Consider the following 12,000-nt stretch of genomic DNA (forward strand, 5'->3'; position numbering starts at 1 on the left):
GAAGCGATGCCGTTACACAGCCATTATTTGCATACAAACAACATTTAATGTAGCGCTATCAACATTTGTCAAAAATAATTACCCTTGTTAAATGTTTTATGGTTGTATGTCGATGAAAGTGTGCGGTTTATCGCATTTACGGAAAAGATTTTACTTCTTTCGGCCGATATCAGGTAAATTAGCTTTATGAATAACAGGCTCGATATCCGGCTGCAAAACATCAAGATACCACGGGTTTATCAGCACCTGTTGTTTTGGGGCGTGGCTTACTTTCTGATAGCCAGTATGTACTCGGTACAAACCAGTTTTAGCATATCTCTGCGGAATAACCTCATTTTTATGCCGGTTCAGGTTGCTTACTATTATGCTATCGCTTACTGGGTAATTCCGCGTTACTTGTTTGTTAACCGGTATTTTATGTTCATTCTGCTGTTGCTGCTACTGGTTGTTATTTCTACATTGGCAACCAGGGCTGTCGGTTTAACATTCGTGAATCCGTATGTAATCAGGGTAATGCCTAGTATCGGTCAGGAATTTATCAGGTATAACCAGTTGCCTTTTTTTACCAAACTATTTGATATATCAAGTCTCGTAAACGCCTTTAAGGGGGTAAACCTCATTATTGGTTTTGTACTGGCCATTAAGTTATTTAAGATGTGGTATGAGCGTAAACAGGCTTCGTTAGAGGCTGAATTAAGCGCGTTGAAGGCACAGGTTCATCCACACTTTTTGTTTAATACCCTAAATAACCTGTATGCGCTTAGTCTGGATCAATCTCCCAAATCCCCGCAGTTGATATTGGGATTATCTGACATTTTACGGTATATGCTTTACGAATGCAATGCCGATGAAGTTCCGCTTGAGCGGGAGATATTCATGATGCAGCAATATGTAAAGCTGGAAAAGCTGCGATATGAAGACCGTATAGACATCAGTTTCACCATTACCGGCGATCTGCGGAATAAACTGATAGCGCCATTGCTCATACTCCCCTTTATTGAAAATGCCTTTAAACACGGCACCAGCGAAAAAACCGGGCAGGTTTGGATAAACATCAGCGTAAATGTTACCGGCAACCGTTTTAAATTGAAAGTAGCCAACAATAAACCCGATCATCATACCGAGGAGGCTGAGGAGAATACCCGTGGGCACATTGGTTTAAAAAATGTAATGAAACGGCTCGATCTGCTTTACCCTGCTACCTCAAAATTAAAGATCATGAATGAGGCCGATACCTTTCTGATCGTGCTTGACATGCAGCTGAATATGGTTAAACAGTCCGAAAAACAATTGGTAAACGCATGAAGATCCGGACACTAATAGTTGATGATGAGCCTCACGCCATCGCCGTGTTGGAGAAATATCTGGCCCAGTTTAATCAAATGGAACTGGTAGGGAAATGTTCGGATGCTATACAAGCCTTCCAACTGCTGCAACAAAAACCGGTCGACCTGATGTTTTTGGATATTCAAATGCCGGGCATTAAAGGCACCGACCTGCTCCGGAGCCTCAAAAATCCACCCAGGGTAATTTTCACCACCGCTTACAGCGAATACGCGTTGGAAGGCTTTGAGCTAAACGCGGTTGATTACCTGCTGAAACCCATTTCGTTCGAACGTTTTTTGCGTGCTGTTGATAAAATTTACCAGTTGGCAGAAAGCAGGCACAATCCAGTGATTACTCATGAAGCGCCGGTGAGCGACCGTGAAACATTTATCTACCTTAAGGTTGAACGCAAAACTATTAAGGTAAACGTAAATGATATTTTATGGATTGAAAGCCTGCGCGATTATGTAAAAGTGGTGATCAAAGATCAGGTGTATATCACACGGCAAAAGATCAGCATACTGGAAGAAATGCTTCCTGAAAATAAATTTGTGCGAATCCACCGGTCGTTCATTGTAGCGCTGGGTAAAATCGACTCTTTTTACTCTTATAGCATTGAAGTTGCAGGTCATGAATTACCCATTGGTCGTAATTACAAACAGGATGTTCAAAAAAAGCTAAAAGCCGAACGGCTACAGTTTGACTCATAAGGGTAAAATAATTTTGCACTATCTTTGAAGTTCATGAGTAATAAAATAGCTGTTTTAGATATTCCTGCCACACTTCAACGATACACCGGCGCCAACGGTAATTTTGGCGTTATTCATGATAACTGGAACCAGGATGATTTCGCTATATTAAGTAATGAAACCGGGGTACAGCATGGTTTACCCGTTAAAACAGATTATTATTCGGTTATTTTATGTCTGAGCGGCAGCTGTAAAAAAACTATAGGTCATTTTGTTTTTGAGGTTTATCCTAACTCTATCCACCTGGTGTCACCTGCTTATATTACCTCTTTCGAAGATGCTTCTGACGACCTGCTTTTGTACCAGGTGCTGTTCAAAAAGGAGTTTCTATCCCATAATTTCCTGAAAGAAAATATCCTGGATAACCTGCTGGAAGTAAATCCCGACTATCCCCCCATTTATGGTCTACCAAAAAAAGGAGTAACATCCCTAAAGGCTTTATATGAAAAGATAAGCGACGAATGCAGGGAGCAAGGGGCTTTCCATTTACAGATCCTGCGCCTGCTGTTAACCGACCTGCTATACGAAATGAACCGTGCCTGCGAAAGTTGTCTATTGAATTCAACCCGCCATTTGAGTAAACAATATCAACTGGTGTATAAATTCAAAAAACTGGTAGAAGAAAAGTTTCTGGCCCTGAAAACTGTGCAAGAATATGCCGACGAACTCTTCATTTCGGCTAAGTATTTAACCGAAATAGTGAAGAACGAAACAGGGCAAAATGCACTACATGTTATCCATAACCGGCTGTATCTGGAGGCTCAATACCTGCTATCGTCATCCGGCCTTAGCATTAAAGAAATAGCCGAGCGGCTTAACTTTGATAACAGCTCACATTTCAGTCGTTTCTTTAAACGATTTGCCGGTTATAACCCTTCAGAGTTTAAGCAGCTACAATAAAACCGTTCGATTTTTTCGATCCAAAACACCTTTCATGACCCTTGCCTGACGGTAAAACATATCTACCGGAAAAATTGGTTCTTAAAACCGATTTATTGAGATTGATACGCCTCACTATCCACAGTATCTTTGTTATGTCAATAAGAAATAAAGGTCATGAAAAAACAAAACTTAAACTTACTAAAAGGCAGGTTACTACAGCTCTACTGGGAAACCTATCAGATTTTAACCGTCATTTACAGATAATCTTTTATCGCTGTAAATTCTATTATATATAATACATCAACGTATTGATTGAGGACACATCAATCTTTGATCAATACCAGAAATTAACAGCCGTTTAAGGCTTCTCTATATATTGACACAGAAAAACAGGCAGACTCTTTAAAGTCTGCCTGTTTTGTTTTACACCTCGCTCCAACTCAATCCACCGGAGTAAACTCAGCAAACATGTTTGCTGTTTCGCTTAAACTATTCAGGCTTACATAATCGCAAACTTCGGCATATTCGGCCCACATTTCATGAACAGCTTTGTTCTGATGGGCCTGGTTAATGGCTTCAGCACTCAACCATTCAAAAACTTCAATAATGGTTCCATCGGAGGTTTCCATAATAATGGGCTCCCGATCTGTCACCAATCCCTCCTGCTTAAGCCGGGGTACGTGGGTTTTGGTGAGTTGCTTTAAAGCAGCTGTTTTTCCAGGTTTTGGTTTATATGCCACAATAACTATTCGCCCCATAATTGTCATATTTTACAGCAATTTACAATTTTTAAAACCCACATCATATTCTGTGGTTAGCTTTATACATATCAAAACATTAAATCAACCTGACCATGGCAAAAAACGTTGCAGATCAATTGGTAGAGATGCTGGCAAACGCCGGTATAAAAAGAATATATGCTGTTACCGGCGATAGCCTTAACGAAGTAAATGATGCCGTAAGACGGGAGGGAAATATACAATGGATACATGTGCGCCACGAAGAGGTTGGCGCTTACGCCGCCGGAGCCGAAGCACAACTGAATGGCCTTGCGTGTTGCGCGGGCAGCAGTGGTCCGGGCCATGTACACCTCATTAACGGTTTGTATGATGCGCACCGGTCTGGCGCGCCGGTTATCGCCATCGCTTCAACCATAGCTACTTTTGAATTTGGTACAGATTATTTCCAGGAAACTAATACCATAAAGTTATTCGATGATTGCAGTTATTACAACCAGGTAGCCGCTACCCCCAGGCAGTTGCCACGTATGCTACAGGCGGGTATACAAAGCGCGTTGCATCAGAAAGGGGTGGCTGTAATTGGCTTGCCTGGTGATATTACCAGTATGGATGCTGTGGAGATCAATACGTCGACCCAAAACTTTAACTCAGTGCCCGTAATCAGACCCTCAGATGCTGATCTGCAGAAACTATCAGCCTTGATCAACCAGCACCAAAAGATCACCATTTTTTGCGGTATAGGTGCGGGCGAAGCTCATGATGAAGTGGTGGCCTTATCGCAAAAACTTCATGCTACGGTAGCTTATTCTTTCCGGGCAAAAATGGATATCCAGTATGATAATCCTAACGAAGTGGGTATGACCGGGCTTTTAGGTCTGCCATCGGCCTATCATAGCATGCATGAAAGTGATCTGCTGATATTGTTAGGCACCGATTTCCCCTATACACCATTTATGCCTACTGATTGCAAAATTGTACAGGTAGATATTAAGCCGGAACGTATTGGTCGCAGGGCTAAAATCGATGTGGGTTTATGCGGCGACGTCAAGGATACGTTAACAGCGCTGCTTCCGCTGATCAGTCAGAAACAGGATGATAGCTTTTTAAAAGCCCAGTTGAAAGTATATGCCGATGTAAAAAACAAAATGCAAACCTATGTAGACGACAGCGGCGAACAGGACAAGATCCACCCTGAATTTGTAGCCAGTGTATTGGATAAAATAGCTGCCGATGATGCCATATTTACGGTAGATACGGGCATGTCATGTGTATGGGGTTCCCGTTACATTAATGCCACAGGCAAGCGAAAAATGATAGGCTCTTTTAACCATGGCTCTATGGCTAATGCCATGCCGCAGGCCATTGGCGCGGCCCTGGCTCGCCCGGGTCAGCAGGTTATAGCACTTTGTGGCGATGGGGGCTTATCGATGTTGCTGGGCGATCTGGCTACCATTGTTCAGTATAAGCTTCCGGTTAAGATCATCGTTTTTAACAACCGGTCTTTAGGCATGGTCAAGTTGGAAATGGAGGTTGCCGGCCTGCCCGACTGGCAAACTGATATGTATAACCCTGATTTCGCTTTAGTAGCGCAGGCTATGGGTATGAAGGGTATTAACGTTAAATATCCGCAGGATGTTCAGGAGGCAATTGCAGAGGCACTGGCTTTTGACGGCCCGGCCTTAGTTAATGTGTTTACCGACCCGAATGCGCTGGCTATGCCACCCAAAATTGAATTTGAACAAGTGAAAGGCATGGCCGTATCGATGACCAAACTGATGCTTAACGGCCATATGGACGAAGTATTGGATACTGTAAAATCAAACTATAAACACTTAAAGGATCTGTTGTAGGCTCCTAAATAAAAACTTCGTAAGTCTAAAAAATCATGTCATTGCGAGGAGGAACGACGAAGCAATCTCGTAGCTATTCTTATCTGTGAAAACACGAAGAGATTATTAATGCTGTTAATTGTTTTCCAAGCTATTAATGAGCTCCCCGCGGTCGGTTGTCCACGCTATCGCTCGCAATGACATAATGGGGATAAAAACGAGAAAGGGCCCGTAAACCGGGCCCTTTCTCGTTTTTATTTCTTCCAAACGTTATTGTCTGGATTATAATCTGGCAGTACTTTATCTGGGTCATAAGTAACCGATTCAATTTCTTCGGTTGATGGATATTTGAATGTCCATGAAGTAAAACGTTCCCAAATTTCAACAGGCAGTTTAATACGATCTGTTTTACCACTTTTGGTTTTCACCTCCAGGATAACCGGCATAGCCATTTTACCCAGGTTATCTATAGTGATCATGGCTCCTTTTGAGGCATCGCCATCCACATATTTCACATCGCTAACTGCAACATCCAGGCGCCAGTCGTTCAGGAACCAGCCTCTCCAGAACCATTGCAGGTTTTCGCCAGATGCATTTTCAATGGTACGGAAAAAGTCATCAGGTGTTGGGTGTTTAAATGCCCACCTGTTAATGTAAGTTTTAAAAGCAAAATCAAAACGCTCGGGGCCTAATATCTGTTCACGCAATAACACCAAACCGGCGCTTGGTTTTGCGTACAGCAATGTACCAGTATTTCTTTCCCTGAGGTTGGCCGGCTGGCTCATCATTGGTTCCAGTTCTGGCTTGGTGAAAAAGTCGCCGGTACGGTGCATATCAATAGCGCGGGTGCTTTTATACTCGCCATTGTTAAAATTAGCGGTTGAAAGCGTGTTGATGAAAGTGTTAAAACCTTCGTCCATCCAACCGTACATACGCTCGTTTGATCCTACGATCATTGGGAACCAGGTGTGTCCAAATTCATGATCATTTACACCCCAAAGCGCATTTTTCTTTGCTCTGTATCCGCAGAAAACAATACCAGGGTATTCCATACCGCCTACTATGCCGGCAACAGCGGTTGCGGCAGGATAAGGGAATTCAAACCATTTGGCGGAGTTATATTCAATTGACTTTTTTACATATTCTGTGGAGCGGCCCCAGGCATCGTTACCATCGCTTTCAATTGGGTAGGCTGAAATAGCTAATGATTTTTTACCACTTGGCAAATCCATTTTGGCGGCATCTATAATAAATGCAGCTGATGAAGCCCATGAAGCATCACGCGCGTTCTTTATTTTAAAGTGCCAGGTGAGTTCTGTTTTACCTGCCGGGCGCGATTTAGGATCTTTAACTTCATCTGCAGTACGGATCACTACCGTTTTTTCGCTTTGAGCGGCTTCGGCCCAACGTTTTTGTTGTTCCGCGGTATATACTTCCTGTGGGTTTTGCAGTTCGCCGGAGGCTACTACGATGTGATTGGCCGGAGCGGTGATGCTCAGGTCAAAATCGCCATACTCCAGGTAAAATTCACCCGGGCCTGTATATGGTAGGGTGTTCCATCCCATTACATCATCATATACGCACATGCGTGGGTACCATTGGGCAATAGTATAAATCCTGCCATTTTTGGTATCCTGGTAACCCATACGATCCGACCCATAATTCGGCGGAACAAATGAGTACTCGATTTTAAGTTTAACCTGTCCGCCATTGGCTGTTACCTCTTTAGGTAAAAAAACCTGCATGCGGGTATCACTGATCAAAAATTTAGCTTCGGCAAATTCACCTTTACCAATAGCATATTTTACTGATTTTATTTTGTAACCGGCATCAAATGCTTCGCCACGGCCCCAGTTGCGGCTACCTGTTGGCGGTACAATAGCCGTTCCGCGTGAATCTAATTTAAACAGGTTTTGGTCAAGCTGCATCCATAAGAACCCCAGGCTCTGCGGGCTATTATTGGTATAAGTTAAAACCTCAGAACCGGTGATCTCATTGGTTTGATCATTCAGTTTTGCAGCCAATTGATAATCGGCCCGGTTTTGCCAGTATTTAGGTCCTGGTTCGCCGCTTGCGGCACGGTATTCTGTACCATTTTTGGTATAAAAGCCAGGCCCGAAAGTTTCATGGTAATTGTAATCAGAAGCAGGCGCGTTAGTTGAAGCGGCCTGCTGAGCATCACTTACACTAACCGCCAACATAAAGGCCATGCTGAAACCGGCCATCAGTTTTAAATTCATTTCAATATTTTTTGTATGTATACAGCAAGTATACTACAAAAAAACGTTTTTGGATGTTCGGGTAAAACGATTGTTACCATAAAATTAAATTATTCCTCATCAAACACGAAAACCTATAAATCAGGTAGATATACGAGATTTACAGGCTTCAAACTAAAAAATATGGAGATATCCCGACCCTACTTGTTTAAAAAGTGGGATTGGTAAACTTTTTCATCAAAACCAAAAAACAAAAAGTCTCCATCTTCAATAACCGGTCTTTTGATCATGCTGGTTTTTTGTTGTAATAGCGTAAGCGCGTCGGCATTTGTTTTTACACTTTCTTTTACCTGCGGATCAAGTTGTTTCCAGGTAAGGCCTTGTTTATTCAGGAATTTTTCGTACCCCGCTTTACTATCCCACTCCTGTAGTTTCTCGGTACTTACCCCAAGCTTTTTGAAATCCTGGAAATTATAATCTACCTTATTTTCTTTTAACCAGTCAAGCGCTTTCTTAACTGTGTTGCAATTGGTTATTCCGTAAACTTTCATGGGGCTAATTTATTCTTTTTGTGCCGAAAGTATGTCAGGTGTTTTTAATCTAATACGCAATCTTATTGACTGGCGCCACTGCTTTTACCGCCACCTTTGGTATCATCGTTATTGATACTGCGCTGGTTCTTTTTAATATCGCTATTAAGCTTGCCAAATTTATAATTAAGCCTGATAGCAAAATGGCGATATGGGTTTTCCCTGCTGATGGTTTGAGAAAAATCGGGCGTATTGGTAGTGTTGGTAAATGCCCTGTATTTACTGTATGGGTTATTAGCCACAAGGGTTACCGTAAATTTTTTATTGAAAAGATCCTTGGCAACGGTGTATGAGTTATAAATAAAATTGCTTGATTTACCTTGCAGGGTTACATCACCGCTAAAGAAACCGGCATTATAACCTAACCTGTAAGTATCACCTAATTTATAGGTAAAGCTGGCAAATGCATTACCAATGTAACCGCCGTTTTTAAAGAACTCACTGTTATAGATACCTTTTAGCCAAACATGTGAAACTTGTCCGTTTAAGCTGACCGTAAAGGGCTTGGTGATAGAAAAATTGGTGTTAACATTGAAACCCAGTGTACGGTTGCTGCCCAAATTTTGGTAGGTAGTATAGGTTACCGTATCACGCAAACTGCTTATAGTTTGGATGGAGTTATTGGAGAACGCATAACTTAAGCCCACCGTAACGGAGGCCTTTTTAAAATTGCTGTAAGTAAGCTCAAAGGTGTTGTTAAGCTCGGGGCGCAGATCAGGGTTACCGGTGCTGATGAATTTAGGATTTGAATTATCAACAAAAGGATTAAGCTGGTATATACCCGGGCGCTGTATACGCTGCGTAAAACCGAAATTAATGCTGCTGCTGTTGAGGCTGCGTTGTATAGATATGGATGGTATCAAATTGTTATATCCCTTATCAAGTGGTGTGCCTATAAAATCGGCCGTGACTTGGGTATGCTCAATACGTAAACCGGCTTTGGCTGTCCACTTACTTAGTTTTAACTGGTAGGAGTTGTAAAAACTGGTCACATCCTGGTGATAGTCAAATGTGCTGGTTTGCCCGGTGTTAACCACATATTGGTTTGTAGCAGGATCAAGGTCTTCACGCCCAAAATCACTGAAGTTATTCCGCAGGATGGCTTTGGCTCCGGCTTCGATATTTAGTTTTTTAAGCGGATATACATAGTCCAACTGAATAGTATGTTCGCGGTTACCGGCATTATTACGCTGTCTGAAATCGGGATTGTTCACATCATCATAATTAAACCTGTCGGTAAATGCGTTCGAACTCGTCTGGTCGCTTGGCGAATAGCTGTATTTATATGATAAGGTTAACAATTCATCTTTGTGGTTTTTAAAGTTCCGCTGGTAATTGATGGCTATATCGGCCCCTTTATCTTTACTATTACTGGTAGTGGCGTTGCGGTAGGTCTCATCAAGTGTTCCCACATTGTTTAACCGGTTTGATTGCAGGGAGCCCATTTGATCAAAGTGCCCCTGAAAGATCTCGAATGAACCTGTGATCAGGTCAAGGCTATCAATCTCATAACTTAGTTCGGCATTAGCATATTTGTATTTACCGCTAAAGGTATTGGTACCATCCTGATTTAATATACTTGATATTGATTTATTTAAAAATTGTGTCTGCACGTTGTGCGTTGCCCCGGTTACTTCTTTTTGGGTACCAAAACCCGCGTAACCAGAAAGACCAAATTTACCCTGTTTTACGGTAGCGTTCAGGTTGTATCCGGGGCCCCAAACGGTGTTATAACGCATGTTGATGCTGCCGTTATAACCCTGGTCGGCGTTTTTCTTGGTAATAATATTAATAATACCGGTTAAACCTTCCGCATCATATTTAGCAGGTGGCGTAGTGATCACTTCAATCTTTTCGATATTGGTGGCCGGCATTGATTTCAATACATCAGATGGACTTTTGGCCATCAATGCCGATTCTTTTCCGTTGATCAGGATCTTATAATTACCGCTCCCTTTGAGCCTGATTTTATCATCTCCATCTACGGATAAAAGCGGCACTTTACGCATCATATCCAATGCAGATACCGCTTTACTTTCAGGATCGGCGGTTACGTCGTAAGTAAGGCGGTCAACTTCCTGCTTCAGGGTTGGTCGTACAGCTGTTATGGTAACTTCTTTTAATTCTTTATTGGAAGGAGCCAATAAAATTTTACCTGCATTAAATTCATTACCGGTAAGCTTTACAGGCAAAACTTTGGTAGCATATCCAATAAAAGCAACAACCAGCTGGTAAGTTTTACCATCCGGAGCTTTTAACTCAAAACTTCCGTCGTCTTTGGCAAGGGTACTTTTTACGGGTGTATGGGTAATTGCATCCTGTAGCGCTACAGTAACATAGCCTAAGGGTTTATTTAGTGCCGAATCAATTACTGAGCCCTTTACAGTTATATTTGTTGGCGAGTTTTGTGTCTGGGCAAAACAAATCGCCGAAATGTAACAGGAAAGCAGGGTTAGTAAAAATTGTTTCATAAGGATTTAGTGATAAGACGCCGCAAGCTATCCAACTGTTGCATACGACAAAAATTATTTAACAAATTTTAACTAAGCAATTAGTTTACGATTGAAACGGCAAGTCGAGTTATTTATTATACCGGGTCATAGTTAATTCGGTACCGATGGTAGCGAAACCTTTGATCATTTCGATCGAACGGTCGATAAGAGCCGGGAGCTCTGGTTTTTCATCCTCATCAAAACCGCTTAATACATAATCAACCTGCCGGCCTTTGGGGTAATTATCGCCTACTCCAAACCGGAGGCGGGCGTAGTTATTATGGCTAAGTGTTGTTTCAATGTGTTTTAAGCCATTATGACCTGCAGCACTACCTTTAGGTTTTAACCTCAGGGTGCCCAAGGGAAGAGCAATATCATCAACCAGTACCAATACGTTTTCAATGGGTATTTTCAACTCCTTCATCCAGTGATTCATGGCCTTACCACTTAAATTCATGTAAGTTGTTGGTTTAATAAGATGCAGTGTACGCCCCTTAAATGATACTTCGCTGTAATAAGCCAGGCGCATGTGGTAAAACTTTGCGCCTTCCTGCTTGGCTAATTCATCCAGTATCATAAACCCTATATTATGCCGGGTATCGGCATATTCAGGTCCTATATTTCCTAAACCAACTATCAGATATTTCATTTTGCGGAGCAAAGATAGGATTCTGGACAAAAGATAAAGGACTTTGGGACAAAGGATTTTTTAGCAAAGGACCGGGACCTTGGTAAAAGAACGTTGAGATAGAAGACTATTGTGAAATTGTATATGCAAAGGATGCTATCTGCTTTTGTAAGGCTTGAACCTTGGCAAGCAAGCTCTGGTAATCAACATTTATAGCTAAACCACATTGTTCAGCAATGATTAATTGAGTTTCCAGCTCAAATGCTGAGCCGAGGCTCATTGATAAGAAATGACTAAAATCCTTCTCTGACTTTCTTGAAGAACCTTCAGCAATATTTGAAGGAATTGAAACAGCAGCACGATAAAGCTGACTTGATATTCCAAACCGGTGTTCTGTAGAGAGCTTTTGTGTAAGTAAATAAACATCTTTTGATAATTCCACAGAATCAATCTAGATCCGAAGCTGTCTGAAATTATGTTTTAGCATATCTTAATTATTTCACTCTAAGATATTCTTTATCTTTTATCCTCCAATGTTTTAAAAA

General features: G+C 41.8%; 10 protein-coding genes. 4 read left to right on the forward strand and 6 right to left on the reverse strand.

Features of this window, described 5'->3' with window-relative positions; genetic code table 11:
* Positions 1-186 precede the first annotated feature (186 nt).
* Genes BLR84_RS21815 through BLR84_RS21825 form a run of 3 tightly spaced genes read left to right on the forward strand, consistent with a single transcriptional unit; the run spans position 187 to position 2,975 of the window.
* Positions 187-1,305 (forward strand): sensor histidine kinase, encoded by a 1,119-nt coding sequence (locus BLR84_RS21815; RefSeq protein WP_090472386.1) that lies wholly within the window; start codon positions 187-189, stop codon positions 1,303-1,305.
* Positions 1,302-2,036 carry a LytR/AlgR family response regulator transcription factor gene (locus BLR84_RS21820; protein ID WP_090472387.1) on the forward strand — a complete coding sequence of 245 codons (735 nt, stop codon included), beginning with the start codon at positions 1,302-1,304 and terminating at the stop codon, positions 2,034-2,036. The genes BLR84_RS21815 and BLR84_RS21820 overlap by 4 nt, the downstream gene beginning before the upstream one ends.
* A 33-nt stretch (positions 2,037-2,069) precedes the next feature.
* A complete protein-coding gene (locus BLR84_RS21825; protein ID WP_090472388.1) occupies positions 2,070-2,975 on the forward strand; it encodes a helix-turn-helix domain-containing protein in 906 nt (301 codons plus the stop codon).
* A gap of 422 nt (positions 2,976-3,397) precedes the next feature.
* On the opposite strand, the gene BLR84_RS21830 is transcribed toward BLR84_RS21825, so the two are convergent.
* Positions 3,398-3,715 (reverse strand): hypothetical protein, encoded by a 318-nt coding sequence (locus BLR84_RS21830; RefSeq protein ID WP_090472389.1) that lies wholly within the window; start codon positions 3,713-3,715, stop codon positions 3,398-3,400.
* A gap of 95 nt (positions 3,716-3,810) precedes the next feature.
* On the opposite strand from BLR84_RS21830, the gene BLR84_RS21835 reads away from it, so the two are divergent.
* Positions 3,811-5,547: a thiamine pyrophosphate-dependent enzyme gene (locus tag BLR84_RS21835; protein WP_090472390.1), complete on the forward strand. Its 1,737-nt coding sequence runs from the start codon at positions 3,811-3,813 to the stop codon at positions 5,545-5,547.
* A gap of 233 nt (positions 5,548-5,780) precedes the next feature.
* Here the strand turns inward: BLR84_RS21835 and BLR84_RS21840 are convergent, their stop codons facing one another.
* From BLR84_RS21840 to BLR84_RS21860, 5 genes are all read right to left on the reverse strand, one after another.
* Entirely contained in the window at positions 5,781-7,766 is a 1,986-nt protein-coding gene (locus BLR84_RS21840) for a M1 family metallopeptidase (protein ID WP_090472391.1), read from the reverse strand.
* A 179-nt stretch (positions 7,767-7,945) separates the two neighbouring features.
* The gene (locus BLR84_RS21845) at positions 7,946-8,296 is read right to left on the reverse strand and encodes a Spx/MgsR family RNA polymerase-binding regulatory protein (RefSeq protein ID WP_090472392.1); all 351 of its coding nucleotides are present in this window, start codon (positions 8,294-8,296) and stop codon (positions 7,946-7,948) included.
* A gap of 62 nt (positions 8,297-8,358) precedes the next feature.
* Complete coding sequence (locus BLR84_RS21850; RefSeq protein ID WP_090472393.1) at positions 8,359-10,806, reverse strand: TonB-dependent receptor; 2,448 nt, start codon at positions 10,804-10,806, stop codon at positions 8,359-8,361.
* 109 nt (positions 10,807-10,915) lie between these two features.
* Entirely contained in the window at positions 10,916-11,476 is a 561-nt protein-coding gene (gene pth / locus BLR84_RS21855) for an aminoacyl-tRNA hydrolase (RefSeq protein WP_090472394.1), read from the reverse strand.
* A 106-nt stretch (positions 11,477-11,582) separates the two neighbouring features.
* Positions 11,583-11,897 (reverse strand): four helix bundle protein, encoded by a 315-nt coding sequence (locus BLR84_RS21860; RefSeq protein ID WP_218128437.1) that lies wholly within the window; start codon positions 11,895-11,897, stop codon positions 11,583-11,585.
* Positions 11,898-12,000: the final 103 nt, after the last annotated feature.

Origin of the sequence: Mucilaginibacter sp. OK268, from assembly GCF_900103125.1 — a bacterium.
Classification (GTDB): Bacteria; Bacteroidota; Bacteroidia; order Sphingobacteriales; family Sphingobacteriaceae; genus Mucilaginibacter.